This is a genomic window from Xanthomonas sp. NCPPB 1826, assembly GCF_056725285.1.
Map to the genome: position 1 here is coordinate 2644393 of NZ_CM161521.1, position 17825 is coordinate 2662217.

Sequence of the window (17825 nt, forward strand, 5' to 3'; positions counted from 1 at the left end):
TCCGTCCCGGCCCCGCGCACACGCGGCCGGGATGGCGTTGCGCGATGCGGCGCGTCACAACGGCGCCGGCGCACGCAACGGCGCGGCGCTTGCGGCCGGATCGGCCGGGGCGAAGGCGGCGGTACGATCGCCGGCGCGCTGGCAAACTGGCGGGTTGCCGCGATCGAACACCATGCTGACGTCGGCGCGGTCCAGGAAGCGCAAATCGTGGGTGATCGCAATGACGATCTTGCCCGCCTGCTTGAGCCAGGGAAGCAGTTCGTCGTAGAACCAGGCTTTATGCTCGGCGTCCTGCTCAGCGGCGAATTCGTCGAACAGGATGATCTGGTTCTTCTCCATCAACAGCAGCAGCAGGGCGACGCGGCGTCGCTCGCCGGTGGAGAAGTGCGCGGCCTGCGCCAGCAGACTCTCGCGCGACAGCTGAAGGTGGGAGAGCCGGGTCCGGCCGAACATGTCCAGGGAGGTGTCGGTGACCTGGCGGTCGTAGTCGCTGCCCGACAGCGAATGGAACAGCGAAAAGTCGCTGAACAGGGCGGAGACGTTGGCGCGATACAGGTGGCGGTTGGATTCGTCGATCTCCACGCCGTCCACGATCAGGCTGCCGGCGCCTGGCACGTACAGGCCGCACAGCATCTTTCCGGCCGTGGTCTTGCCGCTGCCGTTGCCGCCGGCGATGAACAGCGATTCGCCGGCGTGCAGGGTGATGTCGATCGGACCGATGACCAGGGTGGGCTCGCCATCCTTCTGATAGGTATAGCTCAGCGAGCGCGCTTCGATCCGCTGGATTGCCGGCTTGTCGCCGGCTGCGTCGGCGCCGCCTTCGGCGTGCGTCTCCAGCTCTCGTTCCAGCAAGCCGGTGAGGTCGCGGATCCGGTTCAGCGCGAACGTCGCCTGCGCGTTGGTCTGGAATCCCTGCATCACCGCGATCAGCGGGGTAAGCACGAAAAACATCAGCAATGGCGCGGTATAGCCGATTTCCGGCCCGAGCAGGCCGATCGAGGTGCCGTAGATCATCAGCAGCGGCAGGCTGAAGATCCACACCGTGTGCAGGGAGCCGGACAGACTGAAGATCAGCGCCGAGCGCTGCTGCAAGGCGTTGATGCGCTGCTGGTTCTGCGACGCCGAGCGGGTCATCTGATCGCGCTGGCGTCTGCTCAGTTTGAGCTGCTTGAGTCCGTCGGCGAGATCCCGGCCGATGCCGGAGGCGATCTCGCGCTGCTTGCCCAGCAGTTCCAGAATCCGCGAGGCATACCGCCAGCACACGTGATGGGTGACGATACTGACGGCGGTCGCGGCGACCACCAGCACCAGCGCGATCGGCGACATCCAGCCCAGGTAGCCGAGCGCGACGGTGAGGAACACGAAGTTGCGCAGCACGCCGATCAGGCCCGGCATCGCCACGCCGACCTGGCCGACGTCTTCGCCGAGCGTGGTCAGCCAGCGCGGCGGCCCGATCTCTTCCAGCATCCTCAATGGGGTGCGAAAAATCGCCTGCAGTAGATCCTGACGCATCGTCAGCGTGCAACCGCTCACCAGGCGGTTGACCGCGGCCGACGACAGCAGCGTGGTCGCGATCACCAGCGCGATCAGCAACACGAACTGCGGCCACAGCAGGGCCACGTTGGACGGATTGCGCAAGGCTTTGGACACCAGCAGGATTAGCCCGAGGTTGCTGACCGCGTTGACTGCATCGCTCAGTATGCACAACAGGAACAGTGGTGCCGACTGACGCCACATCAATGCAACGATACGCATGCCGTGGTGTCCCTCAGGAAGTTAGGCAAGGCAATGGCAGCTTGGCCACTGCATTACATCCGACGCAGCCGAACCGGTGCGCATCCCGGGCTGGTTCGCATACACGCGCGGACATGGGTCGAGCGCGGCGAGCACGAACGGCTCACAGGACGCATCTCGCGGGACATCTGTCGCAGCGGCTTCAGTCACCAGGCCAGCTCCTTCACCTTCGCAGTTCGTCCGATGATCTTGCGTGGGGCCGCTCGCGATCGGCGGCAGTGGTAAGCGCGGCCTCAATATACTGCAATCCAGGCAGCGAGAGGGCGCTCGAAAACGCTAGCGTCCGACTGCGACGACGCAAAGCGACGCCGCCCCGCGATCACTGCACGCGGCATGCGAAGCGAATGCGGTACTCGCTCTGCGCCGTCGCAGCGCCCGCCGAAGCTGCACGGATGTGCATTTTTAGAGCTCCAAACTGCGCTTGCAAGCCCGCTTTCGAATGCATATGATCGGGCGATGGGATATACGGACAACCACTACCCCGCATGAGGGGACGCCGGTCGCCGCATTCGCAATAAGCGGCCTGCGCTGGGCGGTATTCGCCTCGCCATGCATGGATCTGCTTCGCTGCAAGCGTGCCCTATGACCAAGCGTTACGTGGTTCTTGCCTTGCTGATCGTCGCCATCGCGACGATCGCAGCTTTCGTTTTTAGCCGCCCCCCGCAAGAGCAGAACCAGCGCCGATGGGCCACGCTGGTGACTAAGCGCGGCACGCTGGAAGATTCGATCATCGCCATCGGTGCGATCAAACCCGACGTCGGCGGACAGGTCAAGGTCGGCTCGCAGATCTCCGGCATCGTCGAACAGTTGCGCGTCAATGTGGGCGACATGGTCAGGCAGGGCGACGTCCTCGCCGTCATCAACACCAGCCAGATGCGCGCGCGCATCGACGCGCTCGAGGAAGACCTGGCCACCGCCAATGCCGAGCACGCGTATGCCCAGGTGCAGTTGCAGCGTTTTTCCCAGATCAGCGATATCTCGCGCAACCAGGTCGACGGGTTTCGTCGCGATGCGCAGGTGCGCGCGTCCACGGTCAGGCGGGCGCAGGCGGAATTGCGCCAGGCGCGCATCGAATTGGGCTACGCGACCATCACCGCGCCGATTTCGGGGATGATCGAATCGGTCAGTACCTATCAAGGCGAAACGGTGGCTGCCAGCTTCTCGGCCCCGACCTTCGTCACCATCGTCGATCTTCAGCGCCTGCAGATCGAGTGCAATATCGACGAAAGCAGCATCGGCCAGATCCGTACCGGGCAGGAGGTCACCTTCACCGTCGACGCGTTCGCATCGGAAGTGCAGAAGGGCGTGGTAAGAGCGATCCTGCCCAAGGCCGAGCTTGTCAACAGCGTGGTCAACTACATCGTCATCGTCGAGATACTCGACAAGAAGGAGTTGTCGCTGCGGCCGGAAATGACTGCGCGGGTCAACTTCGTGCTGCGCTCCAAGGGTGGTATCGTGCTGGTGCCGCGCAGCGCCGTGATCCGGCAGGGCGGCAGCAGCTACGTTCTGGTCCGCGACGGAGAGGGCTGGACCAAGACCAGGGTCCGCACTGGTGCGGGCAATTCGCAGCAGGTCGAAATCAGTTCCGGTGTCGGCGCCGGCCAGACCGTCCTCGTGGATGGCCAGCTGTGGGTCGCGGAATACGGAGGCGGGGCAGATGATTGAGCTCAAGGACGTCAGCAAGATCTACCGCAAGAACGGCGAGGCGCCCGTCAGCGCCGTCGATCGATTGTCGCTGACGATCAGCAAGGGCGAGTTCATCGCGATCGTGGGTCCGTCCGGCTCGGGCAAGAGCACCCTGATGAACCTGATCGGCCTGCTCGACCGGCCCGATGCGGGCCAGTACCTGCTCAACGGGCGCGCGGTGCAGGGGCTGTCGGACAACGAGCTCGCCTCGCTGCGCAACGGCTTCATCGGCTTCGTGTTTCAAAGCTACCATTTGCTGCCGAGGACGACCGCGCTGGAGAACGTACAGCTGCCGCTGCTGTACGCCAACCGCAAGGATTTCAAAAGCCTCGGCGAAGCGGCGCTGGCCGCGGTAGGCCTGTCGGACCGCATGAGCCACTACGCGAGCGAATTGTCCGGCGGCCAGCAGCAACGCGTGGCGATCGCGCGCGCGTTGGTGAACGAGCCCAAAATCCTGCTGGCCGACGAGCCCACCGGCAACCTGGACAAGGTGGCGTCGGACGACATCATGAACGAGTTCCGCAAGCAGCACGACCGCGGCACCACCATCGTTCTGGTCACCCACGATCCGGAGGTCGCCAGGCGCGCGGACCGGGTCATCACCATCAGCGGCGGGGTCATCGTCGACGACGCCCAGGGGGTGCAGGCGTGAACGCCAGCCTGCTGTTGCGCATGTCGCTGACCCGGCTGCTGCGCTTTCGTCTGCAAACCATGCTGATGTCGATCGGCATCGTGATCAGCGTCTGCGCGACCACGCTGATCGCGCTGGCGCTGGTCAACACGCGCGACCGGTTCACCGTTTATTTCAGCCGGATTTATCCGACCGATGCGATCGTGCTGACCCCGCAGTCCGGCAACGAGACCTGGGATGCCGAAGGTTTGCGGCTGACCATCAAGGACATCGATTCGATCCTGGCCACGGTCAAGGAGATCCAGGACTGGGACCCGTTGGTGTTCAGCGGACAACGCGTGGTCAGGGTCGGCCCGAACGCGACCATGGCCTTGATCACCGGCAATTCCGAACGCGCCCAGCACATCCGCAACCGCGACGTGGACGCGGGTGAGTACTTCACCCAATCCGAGGTCTCCGGCCGCGCCCGCGTCGCCTTGCTGGGATCTTCGGTCGCAACGACGTTGTTTCCGAATGAATCGCCGGTCGGCCAGCAGATCTCCATCGACGGTATTTCGTTCAAAGTCAAGGGCGTGCTGGAAACCATCGGCCTGGATCCTCATGGCAACGATCAGGACGATTTTATCCAGTTGCCGTACACCACGCTGATGGATCAGGTCGAAAAAATCGATTCGGTTACCAGCGTCACGTTCGTGCTGTCCGATCCAGCGCGCATGAAGGAGGCGGCGCGGCGGATTTCCGAGGTGCTGCAAGAACTCCATCCCTACGATCCGGCTGCCGGCGATCCGTTTCCCATCGTGACACCGGTCGATATCCAGCATCGCCTGGACGATTCGTTCTTCACCATCAAGACATTCGTCGCGCTTGCGGCGGCCATCGGCTTCGCGCTGTCGGGCGTGGTGATCGCCATGGTCATGGTGATGAGCATCAAGGCGCGCACCGCCGAGATCGGCCTGAGAAAGGCGATCGGCGCGCGCAGCAGCGACGTACAGTGGCAGTTGCTGATCGAAGCGGTGCTGGTGGCGGTGACGGCTTCGTTGGCCGGATTGTTGCTGGCCAAGATCATCGTTCTGGCCACCGCGTCGATGCTGCTGGAAAAATTTGGGCTGGTGATGCACAAAACCCCGTTCCTGGTGATCCTGGCCCTGGTCGCCGCCGCCGTCGCCACCGCCGCGCTGAGCACCCTGCTGGTCGCCAGGCGGGCCGCAAGACTGGATCCGGTGATCGCTCTACGTCAGAAATGAACACGAGCGGCTCACTCTGCCCATAGGAGCACCACTGGATGGCCGCGTCGGTTTTCCTACAGCGATTGCGCCTGCAAGCAACGATCCTGTTCATTGCCTTGCGCGTGTCGGGGTTGCGCTCGCTGCTGGCGATCTTCGCCATCGCCATGGGCAGCGCCGCGGTGATGATGATCATGGCCTCCAGCGCGGGTACCCAGCGCCGCTTGCAAGCGCTGACCGAGGTGGTCGGCAAGAACATGTTCATGGTCCAGACCGGGCGGTCGAGCATCGCCCGGTCCGGTGCCGTCGCCGATGCCAAGCTCACTCTCGCCGACGCAGATGCAATCGGCTACGAAGTTGCCGGCGTGCAGCGCGTGCTGCCCGTACTGCAGCGCAACAGCGTAGTGGTGAAGAACACCCGAAAAAGCTTTCCCACCACCGTGCTCGGCGTGACCGAGCAATACTTCCAGGCCAGGAAATGGAAGCTCGGCGAAGGCCGGCTGATCGACGATCTCGACGACCGCCGCATGGAGCGGGTCGCGGTGGTCGGCGCGGGCGTCGCCCGCTCGGTGCGCGCCGGGGGCTCCCTGGTCGGCGACATGTTGATCGTGGCCGGCGTGCCGTTCATGGTGATCGGGGAGTTGCGCGAAAAGGGGCTGGGGCCGGACGGCAAGAGCGAGGACACCAACGTATTCGTGCCGCTGCAGACCTCTCTCAGGCGACTGTACAACGTCGAAAGCCTGTCGCATCTGCTGGTGCAGACGCGCGACTGGCAGCAGATGCCCGCGGTGGAAGCGGCGACTGCGCAGATCCTGCGCAGGTCGCGTGGGATGCGGGCCAACGGCGAGGACAATTTCGAGATCCTGGGGCTGGTCAGGCAGAACGAAGCCACCCGGGTCAGCAACGCGCTGATCGGCAGAATCGGGCAATTCCTGGCGGCCACGCTGCTGATACTCGGTGGCGTGGGCATCTTCACGGTCACCTACTTCAACGTGACCCAGCGCAAGTCGGAAATCGGATTGCGACGTGCGCTGGGCGCCAAGAAACGCGACATCGCCGCGATGATTGCGACCGAGGCCTGCCTGTTGAGCGTGATCGGCGGGTGCATGGGCGTGGCGCTGGGCGCCCTGGCCGTGTTCGTGCTCGGTCGCTGGACGGAGTGGCCAGTTAGCGTGCAGCCTGCGGTGGTGATCAATCCGCTGCTGATCGCCATCGCCATCGGTTTCGTATTCGGCGTGCTGCCTGCGCTGCGTGCCTCCCAACTCGCACCCGTCGAAGCGCTACGCGCCGACGGCATCTGATATCAGGAGAACCTCGATGGGCTCGTACCAGATGCCGCGATGGATCAGCCGTTATTGGAAGGATCCGTCGGCACGGGGCGGCCGCGAGGAGCGCGAGGTGCAGGCCGCGGGCGAGCCGATCGCAATCATCGGCGTCAGCGCCGCGCTGCCGCTGGCCGCGGACCTGGATGAATTCTGGAGCAATCTGATCCAGGGCAGGGACTGCATCACCACGGTGCCACCGGGCCGCTTCGAGTGGGAATCGGTGCGCGGCGACTCCGAAGAACTCGGCATCGAAATGCGCAAGGGCGGATTCATCAGCGGCATCGACGAATTCGACCCTCTATTCTTCAACATCTCTCCTCGCGAAGCCGCGACCATGGATCCGCACCAGCGCCTGCTGCTGATGCACGCATGGCGCGCGATCGAGGACGCCGGCTACGCGCCGCGTTCGCTGGCCGGCAGCGATACCGGCGTATTTATCGGCCTGCAGGTGCACGATTACGTCCGCGTCATCGCCCGCGCCGATCGCCCGGCGGAGGGATATACCTCGACCGGCCTGCTGTCGTCGGTCACCTCCAACCGGATCAGCCATCACCTGGATTTCCGTGGCCCCAACGAGGCCATCGATACGGCGTGTTCGAGTTCGCTGGTGGCGCTGCATCGCGCGGTGCGCGCGATCCAGAGCGGCGAGTGCGAGCTGGCACTGGCCGGAGCTGCCCACCTGATGTTGACGCCGTACCTCTATGGCAGCTACGCACGCGCCGGCATGCTGAGCCCGGATGCGCGCTGCAAAACCTTCTCTAGCGAGGCCAACGGCTACGTACGCAGCGAGGGCATCGGCCTGTTCCTGCTCAAGCGGCTTTCGCTGGCGGTACGCGATCGCGACCATATCCACGGTGTGATCCGTTCCACCGTCGAGAACCACGGCGGCGCGGCGCGCTCGTTGACCGCGCCGAACCCGCGTGCGCAGGCCGACCTGATCTATCGCGCGTATTCCCTGGTCGATGCCGATCCTCACAGCATCGGCTACATCGAATGCCATGGCACCGGAACCCCACTCGGCGACCCGATCGAGGTCGAAGCGCTGAAGTCGGCGTTCGACCGGCTGAGCGATCGCTACGGTGTCGTGCCGCAGACGGGGTATTGCGCGCTGGGATCGGTGAAAGCAAACATCGGCCACCTGGAGATCGCCGCGGGCATCGCCGGTCTGATCAAGGTATTGCTGCAGCTCAGACATCGGACCCTGGCACCGACCCTGCACAGCCAGCCGCGCAATCCCTACGTGGTGACCGACGGCAGCCCGTTCTACGTGGTCGAACAGTCGCAGCCGTGGCAGGCGCCGCAACGCGACGGTGCACCGGCGCCGCGCAGCGCCGGCGTGAGTTCGTTCGGCTTCGGCGGAGTCAACGCCCATGCGCTGGTCGAAGAGTATTGCGCGCCGCCGCGCGCGCCGACATCGGCGCGGTGTTTCCCTGTGCTGCTGTCGGCGCGCAGTGCGCAAGCCTTGCAGGCTCAGATCGCCGCGCTGCTGAAGGCGGTCGAGGACAAGCCGGCCGGCGCGAACGCATTGCTCGACATCAGCCACACCCTGGCCTGCGGACGCGAAGCCATGGCCCACCGCCTGGGCTTCGTCGCCGATTCGCACCAGGCGTTAACCGGATGCCTGCGCGCGCTCGGCGAAGACATAGCACCGGAGCAGGTGCACCACGGTCACGTCGATCTGCACCGGCCACCCGCCGGCGGCGACGTACCGGCGCAAGCCGTGCTCGAAAGCGCGCTGGTGTCCGCGCAGGTCGCCACGCAGCTGGTGCGACGCTGGGTCCAGGGCGAGGCCATCGACTGGAGCACCGTCTTCGGCGCGCATGCGCCGCACCGTTGCAGCCTGCCGACCTACGCCTTCGAGATGCGCCGGTTTCCATTGCCGCAATCGACTTACCCAGCGGGCACCGCGGCCAAATCCGGCGGCTTGCGTCTGTCGGGCGAGCAGGTGTTGCTGCGGCGGCTGGATCTTGCCCTGGACGGCGACGAGACCTATCTGACCGATCACATCATCGATGGCGCGCGGCTGTTGCCGGCCGTGGCCTATCTGGAACTGGTCCGGGCGGCGCTCGAGTACGCAGCGCCGGAGCGTGCGGGAGCGGACCAGCCATCGGCCGCACCGCGCTCGATCCGATTCGACCAAGTGCGGTGGCTGGCGCCGTTCGCGCCTGCCGGTGCGGCGTCGTTGTCGGTGTGGCTGCATGGCGATGCATCTGCACCAATACGCTTCGAAGTCGGCGCCCATGGCGAGCGCCAGGCACCGGACGTCGTCTACGCCAGCGGCACGATCGCGCGCGAGGCGGCGGTCGATCGCCCACAGGTGGACATCGCCGCGGTCCGCGCGCGTTGCCGGCATGCGACCCATGCGTCGGCGCAGTGCTATGAAGCGTTCTCGCACATCGGTTTCGACTACGGATCCAGCCATCGCACCATCCGCGAAGTGCAGCTCGGAGACGGCGAAGCCGTGGCGCGGCTCGCGCTCACCGGCACGCCGAGCGCGGGGCTCGCCCTGGATCCGGGAATACTCGATGGTGCCCTGCAGAGCGTCATCGCCTGCCATCTCGATGCGCGCACCGCCTGGCGACTGGCGCCGGGCGCGCGGCCTTCGCGTTGCCGGCACGTGCAGGTGTTGCATGCCAGTACGGCTGCGGCCTGGGCGGTGGTGCGCTGGGATGCCACGGCCGCCGTCAGCGGCGCTCATACGGCGTTCGATATCGATCTGTGCGACGACGACGGCACGCTGTGCGTGCGCTTCAGCGACTTCGCGTTTCACCCCGCGGCGCAGGAGCGGCTGCTGGTGCACGACGAGATCGCATCGACCGTGCCGGCCGATGCGGCCGACATGGCATCGCAAGGCCTGTTCGTGGCGCCGGCGTGGATACCGGTGGATTCCGGCGGCGATCGGGTCGCGAGCGACGGCGTGATGTTGGTGATAGGCGGCACGACCCAGGCCCGTGCCGCTCTTGCCGATTGCGATGCTGGCATTCGCTTCCTGTCCGCGGAGGTAATCGACGACGCACAACGCTTGCGGCGCGCGATCGCCGAACGCAGCGACATCCGCCGGCTGCTGTGGCTGGTCGACGACGACGCGCTCGCATTGACCGATGACGCGATGCTCGACGCGCAGACGCGCGGCGTGTTCCGCTGCCTCACGCTTGCGCAGGCCTTGCTGGCCGCAGGCTACGGCCACCGTTGCATCGACTGGCTGACGCTGACCCGATCGACACCCGCGCCAGCCAGCGCCGCCCGGATCGATCCGGTGCATGCCGGCCTGCAAGGCATGATCGGCAGCATCGCGCGCGAGTACCCGAACTGGCGCGCGCGGCTCATCGACGTGCCGGCGGACGCGTCGCTACCGCTGCACGCGTTGACCCGCGCGGATTTCGAACGCGGCCCGGTGCTGGCGTATCGCAACCATGGCTGGTACGAACGCCGCGCCTGCGTGGTCACCGACCCGCCGCAGGACGAATACATCGTCGCGGCGGAATCGGTCTGTCTGATCATCGGCGGCGCCGGCGGCCTCGGCCAGGCCTTCAGCCGTGCGCTGCTGCAGCGCACGCCCGATCTCCAGCTGGTGTGGATGGGACGGCGGCCGCAAGCCGCGATCCAGGCCGGCATCGACGCGCTCGCCTCGCTGGGGCCGCGCGTGCACTACATCCAGGGCGATGCCGCCGACCGCGCAAGCCTGGAACGCGCGCGCGACGCGATCCAGGCGCGTTTCGGCAAGATCGATGGCCTGATCCACGCGGCCATGACGCTGGCCGACCGCTCGGTGGAGCGCCTGTCCGCCGACGAACTGCGCGAGGTGCTCGCGCCCAAGGTCGCCGGCTGCGTGCGCCTGGCCCAGGTATTGGATCCCGACCGCCTGCGTTTTGCCCTGTTCTTTTCCAGCATGAACGCGTTCGCGACCTTGCCGGGGCAAAGCAACTACGCCGCCGCGAGTTGTTTCGAAGACGCGTTCGCGCTGGCCTGGGGCGCGGCGGCGCGCTGCCGCGTGCGCGTGGTGAACTGGGGGTATTGGGGCGAGGTGGGCGCGGTCGCGTCCGAATACCACCGCACGCGCATGGCCAAGGCCGGCATCGCGGCGATCCAGGCGCCCGAAGCGGTCAATGCCGCCTTGCGCATGTTGAACGCGCCATTGATGCAGTACGGCTACCTGCGGGTACAGGATCGTGCCGGTCTGGCGGCGATCGGTGTCGACCAGGACCACCGCCTAGAGATCCAGCCGCGTTCGCTCGTAGCGGACGCCACCGCGCCGCAGGCGGAAACGCCACTGGCCGGTGCGGACGCGCTGATTGCCGAGGATGCGGCGCTGGAGCAAGCGATCGTCGCGGTGCTGTGGTCGCAGTTGCGCGCACTGTGCGATTTCGCTGCACCGCGCGCCGCGGAGACCATCCGTTGCGACGCCCGCATTCTCGATGCCTACCGTCCATGGTTCGAACGCTCGCTGGACGAACTGGTCCGGCATGGTTACCTGCAACGCAGCCACGACGGCGTATATGCCGCGACGGCCGTCGACAGCGCGCCCGCGCAGGCCTGGGCGCGATTACGGGAAGCGCGCGGAAACATCGCGCTGCGCGCGTATGCGCAGACCATGCTGGAGGCGCTCGCGGAGGTCCTGACAGGCCGCCGTTCGGCGGTCGACGTCGCGTTCTCCGAGCGCACGTCGATCGCGGCGGCGGACAGCTACTTCAACGATCCGGCGCTGCGCCATTGCAGCGTGGTGATCGCCGACATCGTCGCCGAGCGCGTCGCACGCCTGCGTCGGCATCAGCCCGGCGCCAGGATCCGCATCCTCGAAGTCGGCGCCGGGCGCGGTGCCACGACGCGCCGTGTGATCGACGCGCTGCGCGCACAACCCGATGCGATCGACGAATACGCATTCACCGATCTCTCCGCCGCGTTCCTCGCCTCCGATCGCAAGGCCGCGCTGAGCCTGCCGGGCTATGTCGACTACCGCACGTTCGACGTCGAGCGCGATCCGCAGGCACAAGGCCTGGAGCCAGGCAGGTACGACGTCGTCATCGCCGCCAACGTCCTGCATGCGACCCAGGATATCGAACGCGCGCTGGCCCACTGTAAGGTGTTGCTCAAGCGCGACGGAGCGCTGCTGGTGCAAGAGCTGACCCAAAATCCGGTCTACACCCACGTGACCTACGGTTTGCTGGAGGGCTGGTGGCGCTTCACCGATTCCTGGCTGCGCCTGCCGGGCGGACCGGCGCTGTCGCCGCCGACCTGGGCCGCGCTGTTAGCGCAGGCGGGCTTTCGCATGGTCTGCTTTCCCGCCGCATCCGCGCATGCGCACTCGCACCAGGTGGTGTTCGCCGAAAGCGACGGCATCTGGCTGCGGCCCGTCTCCACACCCGCGAGCACAGCGACACGCGCGGTCGAACCCTCCGCCAAGCGCGAGGTCGCGTCCGCGGACGCGGCACACGCCATTTCCGCCATCGGTGACAGGCAAAGCCAGATGGAGCAGATCCTGGCACGGCTACAGGCGACCGCGGCGGAAGTGCTGGAAGTCGACGAAGCCGTGTTCGCCAACGATTCGCAGCCTTTCGCCGAAGTGCTGCTGACCGAGTACGGGATGGATTCGCTGTCCTCGATCAACCTGCGCAACGCCCTGCGCCAGCGCTTCGGCATCGACGTGCCTACCCAGCAATTGCTGGGCGAGAAGACGTCCACGATCGCCGATGCGATCTACGAACAAATGCTGATGCAACGGCTGGTGTCGCCCGGGCAGCCGCAGGATGCGGCGCAGTCCGAAACCTTCGTTTTTTGAGCCGGACCACCGAATGGACTTGCGCCCGTGCATCGACGATTCACACCTTTACGGCCCGGCCCTGGACGCCGGGCTCGACGGCATCCGGATGCTGGTGGATCACACCGCGCGCGGCATGTTCGCCGCCGCGCTTGTCGGCACCGACGACGTGCACGCCGAGACATTCCTGGGACCTTCCGTCGCCGACGACGCGGCGGCGCAACCCGCGGCGGTCGCCGGCCACGGCGTGCGCAAGGCCTTGCTCGATTATCTGTTGGACGAAGGACGGCTGACGCTGGACGAGCAGGGCAGGGTGCGCGCCTCAAGTACGCTGACGGTCGCCGCCGCCGAGCGCCAGAGCGCCGACGCGCTGGTGTCGACCCGGCCGGAGCTGGCCGACGCGCGCGAATTGCTGGGGGTATTCGAGCGCCGCGCCGCGGACCTGCTGGCCGGCGCCGACGGCATCACGATCCTGCGCGATACCCTGGGGTTCCAGCGCATGCAGGCGCTGTGGGAGCGGCTGACCCTGCACCTGCCGCAGCGCCGGGTCGAGCGCCAGCTGGGCGCGGAACTGTTGATCGAGCGCATGCGCCGGCAACGCTCCGGCATCACCGTGCTGGAGTGCGGCGCCGGCGTTGGTTCGGTGCTGCGCACGGCCCTGGAACTTCCCGGCTTCATCGCGGCGGTCGATGCGCTGGAGCGATACGTCTACACCGACATCAATCCGTTCCTGATCGAATGGAGCAAGGACTGGTTTCGCCGGAACGCGCCGCCGGCGCTATTCGCCCGCATGGAGTTCCAGGTGCTGGACCTGGACGCGGGCAGCTGCACGCAGTCACCGGCGGCCGGATCGGTCGACCTGGTGATACTCGACGATGTCGCCCACGACGTCGTCGACGTCGTGGCGACGCTGCAATGGCTCGGAACGCTGCTCAGCGCCGACGGCTGGCTGGCGATGATCGAGAATTTCCGCCAGCCCGCGCGGGATTTCCTGTTCATCGAAATCTTCCCGATCACTTTCCACAGCTATAACAAAGCGCGGCTTGGGCGCGGAAGCCGGATCAACCGCGGTTTCATGAGCCTGCCCGAATGGCGCTCCGCGCTGGAGCAGGCTGGTCTACAGGCGCTGCAGGTCGTGCCCGACCCGCATCACCACCACCGCTGGCCGATGGGAGGCATCGTCGCCGCTTGCCGCGCGTAGGGGCTGACCCGCGCCACAGGCCACGGACGGAACAACGATGAGCGATCTGAGCACATTGCTGGAAGAACTGTCTTCGCTCGGCATCCGTGTGTCTGCCGAAGGCGGGCAGCTCACGCTGAGCGCGCCCAAGGGTGCGCTCAGCGACGAATTGCGCCGGCGGCTGATGCAGCACAAGCCGGCGCTGGTGGCGGCGCTGAACTCCAACCGCGGCGCTCAGGCGATCGCCGTCACGGCGCAGGCAGACATCGGCAACGATTCCGCGCCGTTCGCGCTGTCGGATTTGCAACTGGGCTTCTACCTGGCCGACGACCCGTACATGGAGTACCACGTGCGGCCGCACGCCTACATGGAAACCAACTACCAGGAGCTCGACGTCGCTGCGTACACTGGTGCCTGGAACCGTGCCTTGCGCCGCCACCGGCGTGAATTGTGCGTCGTCAACAGCTCGATCGAACTGCAGATGCTCGCCGAGTTCGAACCCGTCGCGTTCGTCGAAGACGACCTGACCGGCCAGCCCGCCGAGCACGTGCAGGCGCACCTGGCACGCGTGCGTGCACAGATGGCACGCAGCGAACTGCCGCTGGACCGATGGCCGTGGTTCGACCTGCGTATCAGCACCTGGGACCAGGACGGGGTGCGGACCTCGCGCGTTCACTACAACCACAACAGTTTTTTCGTCGATGGCTTCGGAACCTCGAAGTTGCTCGAGGAAGTCGAAGCCTGTTATCGCGGCGCTCCGGACCGCGCGTCACTGCAGCTGTCGTATCGCGACGCGGTGCTCGCGCTGGAAAACCTTGCGCGATCGCATGAGGGCGAGGTGGCGCGCGCGTACTGGTTCGATCGCCTGGCCGGTCTTCCCGCGCCGCCGGCGCTGTCCCAGGTCGCCGCGACGCGACGGCGGCGCTCGCACCTGGAGCGCCGTTCGATGCTGCTGCCCGCGGCGCAATGGACAGCGTTCAAGGACGCGGCGGCAACGTACGGCCTGACCCCGTCCAACGCGGTCGTCGCCGCGTACGCCTATGTGCTGGCCGAGTGGAGCAACAGCGATCGCTTCATCCTCAGCCAGATGGTGACGCGGCGTTTTCCGAGCGTGCACGCGGATCTGCTGGGCATGCTCGGCAACTTCGCCTCGCTGTACCCGCTGGAGATCGCGCTCGACCCAAGCCTGAGCTTCGCCGACAACGCCCGGCGCATCCAGCAGCAAGTGCTCGAGGATCTCAAGCACCTGCAGATCGGCGGCATGCAGGTGCTGCAGGAACTCAACCGCATCCGCGGTTCGTTCGGCAGCGCGCCCAGCCCGTTCGTGGTCGGCAGCGGGCTGGCGATGCGCGCTTATCGCAAGCCGGATTTTCAGGTGCTGGAAACCTCGCAGACGGTGCTGGACCACCAGTTCTTCGAGCTGGAAGACGGCAGCCTGTATGCGGTCTGGGATTTGATCGAGGAGTGCTTCCCGCCTGGTTTCATCGACGCGATGTGGGCGGCGTTCGAAGGCTGGATACACGAACTTGCGGCGGTGGCCGCGGCCTGGGACCGGCGGCAGGTGGAGTTTGCGCATGCGTGCGTCGATGCCGGAGCGACGGCTTCCTCGCCGTCCGACTGGGATCCGCACGCGCGCCTGCACGATGGCCTGGCGCGCAACGCCCGCGACGGCGGCGCCGCGGCGGCCGTGGTCGATCGCCACGGCACCGTCGATTACGCCGAGCTGGACGCATGGAGTGCGGCCTGCGCCGCGCAACTGCGCGCGCGGGGCGTCGGCCGCGGCGCAATCGTGGCGATCATGATGGACCGCGGCCGCGAGCTGATGGCCTGCGCGCTGGCGGTGGCGCGGGTCGGTGCGGCCTACGTGCCGATCGACCCCGCGCTGCCGGCCGAGCGGGTCGGCTACATGCTGCAGGACTGCGGTTGCGGCGTGGTGTTGATCCAGGCAGAACACGACGCTGCCGCCGCGTGGCCGGCGGGCGTGACGCCGTTGGCGATCGCTGAGTTCGCGCCGACGGCGCAGCCCGTGCACGACACGGCCGACCCGGCGCAGGTGCGCGGCGACGATCTTGCCTATGTGATCTATACGTCCGGCACCACCGGCCGGCCCAAGGGGGTGATGATCGAGCACGCCGCGGCCATGAACACGATCGACGAGGTCAACCGGCGCTTCGGCGTGACCGCGCACGACCGTCTCTTCGGGGTGTCCTCGTTCGGCTTCGATCTTTCCGTGTACGACCTGTTCGGTGCGCTCGCTGCCGGCGCCTGCGTGGTCTATCCGAATCCGGACGCGACCCTGGATCCGCATCATTGGCTCGACCTGCTCCAACGCGAGCGGGTCACGGTATGGAACTCGGTACCGGCGCTGATGCGTCTGCTTGTGGAGGCCGCGCAAAGGCGTGCGGTGTCGTTGCCGGATCTACGCCTGGTCATGCTCAGCGGCGACAAGATCCCGCTGGAACTGCCCGACGCGGTGCGTGCGATCGCACCCAATGCCAGCGTGGTCAGTCTGGGTGGCGCCACCGAAGCGTCGATCTGGTCGATTTTCTATCCGATCGCGGCGGTCGATCCGACCTGGCCCAGCATTCCTTACGGCTACGCCATGGACGGGCAGTCCTGGCGCGTGCTTGGCCGTCATGGCCGGCCGTGCCCGCGCTGGGTGCGCGGCGAGCTGCTGATCGGCGGGCACGGCCTGGCCCGCGGCTACCTCAACGAACCGGAGAAGACCGCGCGCAGCTTCGTGATCGATGCCGCGACCGGGCAACGCTGGTACCGCACCGGCGACCTGGGGCGTTATCTCGATGGCGACTGCATCCAATGGATGGGACGGATCGATTCGCAAATCAAACTGCAAGGCCATCGCATCGAGCCGGCCGAGATCGAGGCGGTGCTTGGCGAACATCCCGACATCGCCGACGCGGTGGTGACGGTGGGAACGACAGCGAACGCACACCGGATACTGATCGGCCACGTCGCCGGTCTCGACGGCCTGCGCGCGGCCGATTGCGAGGCCTTCCTGCGCAGCAAGTTGCCCGCGTACATGGTCCCGGGCGTGTGGCGGATCCTGCCTCGCCTGCCGGTAACGGCCAATGGCAAGACCGATCGCGACGCGCTGGCGCGGACCGCGTTGGAGGTAGACCCGGCGGCGGTGACGCCGCGCGCGCATGTGCCCGCCGCGGACGAGATCGAGCGGCAGATCCGCGACATCTGGCAGCGCGTGCTCGCGCTCGATTCGCTCGGCGTCACCGACGATTTCTTCGAGGTCGGCGGGCAGTCGTTCGATGCGATCCGGATCTTCGCCGCGATCAAGCAGGCGTTCGGGCAGACCTACACACTGAGCGATTTCTGGATCGCGCGCACGGTGCGTGCGCTGGCGGCGCGGGTGAAGTCCGGCGGTGCGCCGTCCGTGCAGGGGCAGGCCGCGGTGCGTCTCAACGATGAGCGGCGCGGGACCGGCTTGTTCCTGGTGCATCCGGCCGGCGGCTCGGTGATGGCGTACGCAGCGCTCGGCCGGTACCTGCAGCGTCCGTTGTATGGCCTGCAGGTCGGCGCCGATCCGGCGCTGGCGTCTGTGCGCCGCAGCATTCCCGCGCTGGCGCAGCGGCATGTGCAGGCGATACGCAGTGCCCAGCCGGTCGGGCCGTACGCGATAGGCGGCTGGTCGACCGGCGCAGTGCTCGCGTTCGAAATCGCCGCACAACTGCAAGCTGCCGGAGAGCAGCTCAGTTCGCTCGTGCTGCTGGACGGCCCCGCGCCGTGGCCCCGCGCCGAACCGGATCCGCAGCAACTGCTGGCGTGGTTCCTGCAGGACCTGGGACTGGGACTGCCGGTCGAGCGTCTGGCGCCGTCGTCCTTCGCCGGCCTGGATGCTGACACGCAATTGCGCAAGGCCTCGCAGGTGCTGGAGCTGTCTTACGATACGTCGCTGGCCGCGGTCTACACGGTGTTCCGCGACCAGGTCGCGGCCGCGGCGGATTACTCGCCCGGTGCGGTGCAGGCCGATGTCGTGGTGGTCCGCGTCGAACAGGATGTCGTTGCGGAATTCGCCGGCCACCCGGCGTACGATCGTGCCGACTGGGGATGGTCGCAGCATGTCTCCGGCAAGGTCGTCTGCCTGCGCGTTCCGGGCACCCACTACAGTCTGTTCGAGGACGCGACGATCGCGCAGTACCTGGAGCTGATGCATGGCTAGGCGACATGGCGTCGCGGGGCGCGGACGCGGGTCCGCGCC

At 66.7% G+C, this 17825-nt stretch carries 8 protein-coding genes; 7 read left to right on the forward strand and 1 reads right to left on the reverse strand.

Features of this window, described 5'->3' with window-relative positions:
- Positions 1-54: 54 nt before the first annotated feature.
- The gene (locus AC1PLA_RS11190; RefSeq protein ID WP_102251967.1) at positions 55-1755 is read right to left on the reverse strand and encodes an ATP-binding cassette domain-containing protein; all 1701 of its coding nucleotides are present in this window, start codon (positions 1753-1755) and stop codon (positions 55-57) included.
- 621 nt (positions 1756-2376) lie between these two features.
- Between AC1PLA_RS11190 and AC1PLA_RS11195 the strand changes: the two genes are divergently transcribed.
- The 7 genes from AC1PLA_RS11195 to AC1PLA_RS11225 are packed head-to-tail and all read left to right on the forward strand — an operon-like array spanning position 2377 to position 17786.
- Complete coding sequence (locus AC1PLA_RS11195) at positions 2377-3459, forward strand: efflux RND transporter periplasmic adaptor subunit (RefSeq protein WP_180968715.1); 1083 nt, start codon at positions 2377-2379, stop codon at positions 3457-3459.
- Positions 3452-4132 carry an ABC transporter ATP-binding protein gene (locus AC1PLA_RS11200; protein WP_102251969.1) on the forward strand — a complete coding sequence of 227 codons (681 nt, stop codon included), beginning with the start codon at positions 3452-3454 and terminating at the stop codon, positions 4130-4132. The genes AC1PLA_RS11195 and AC1PLA_RS11200 overlap by 8 nt, the downstream gene beginning before the upstream one ends.
- The gene (locus tag AC1PLA_RS11205; RefSeq protein WP_102251970.1) at positions 4129-5355 is read left to right on the forward strand and encodes an ABC transporter permease; all 1227 of its coding nucleotides are present in this window, start codon (positions 4129-4131) and stop codon (positions 5353-5355) included. Before AC1PLA_RS11200 ends, AC1PLA_RS11205 begins: the two co-directional genes overlap by 4 nt.
- 38 nt (positions 5356-5393) lie before the next feature.
- Positions 5394-6635, forward strand: coding sequence for an ABC transporter permease (locus tag AC1PLA_RS11210; RefSeq protein ID WP_102251971.1), 1242 nt, complete (start codon positions 5394-5396; stop codon positions 6633-6635).
- A 16-nt stretch (positions 6636-6651) separates the two neighbouring features.
- A complete protein-coding gene (locus AC1PLA_RS11215) occupies positions 6652-12435 on the forward strand; it encodes an SDR family NAD(P)-dependent oxidoreductase (RefSeq protein ID WP_102251972.1) in 5784 nt (1927 codons plus the stop codon).
- 13 nt (positions 12436-12448) lie between these two features.
- On the forward strand, positions 12449-13615 hold the full coding sequence (locus tag AC1PLA_RS11220) for a methyltransferase domain-containing protein (protein ID WP_349780586.1): 1167 nt from the start codon (positions 12449-12451) through the stop codon (positions 13613-13615).
- 37 nt (positions 13616-13652) lie between these two features.
- Positions 13653-17786, forward strand: coding sequence for a non-ribosomal peptide synthetase (locus AC1PLA_RS11225; protein ID WP_349780587.1), 4134 nt, complete (start codon positions 13653-13655; stop codon positions 17784-17786).
- The last annotated feature ends 39 nt before the right edge of the window (positions 17787-17825 follow it).

Bases quoted from the DNA above. Each gene is read 5' to 3' on its own strand.
- AC1PLA_RS11215 (WP_102251972.1), top strand. From the start codon at position 6,652: ATGGGCTCGTACCAGATGCCGCGATGGATCAGCCGTTATTGGAAGGAT.
- AC1PLA_RS11190 (WP_102251967.1), bottom strand. From the start codon at position 1,755: ATGCGTATCGTTGCATTGATGTGGCGTCAGTCGGCACCACTGTTCCTG.
- AC1PLA_RS11210 (WP_102251971.1), top strand. From the start codon at position 5,394: ATGGCCGCGTCGGTTTTCCTACAGCGATTGCGCCTGCAAGCAACGATC.
- AC1PLA_RS11200 (WP_102251969.1), top strand. From the start codon at position 3,452: ATGATTGAGCTCAAGGACGTCAGCAAGATCTACCGCAAGAACGGCGAG.
- AC1PLA_RS11220 (WP_349780586.1), top strand. From the start codon at position 12,449: ATGGACTTGCGCCCGTGCATCGACGATTCACACCTTTACGGCCCGGCC.
- AC1PLA_RS11195 (WP_180968715.1), top strand. From the start codon at position 2,377: ATGACCAAGCGTTACGTGGTTCTTGCCTTGCTGATCGTCGCCATCGCG.
- AC1PLA_RS11225 (WP_349780587.1), top strand. From the start codon at position 13,653: ATGAGCGATCTGAGCACATTGCTGGAAGAACTGTCTTCGCTCGGCATC.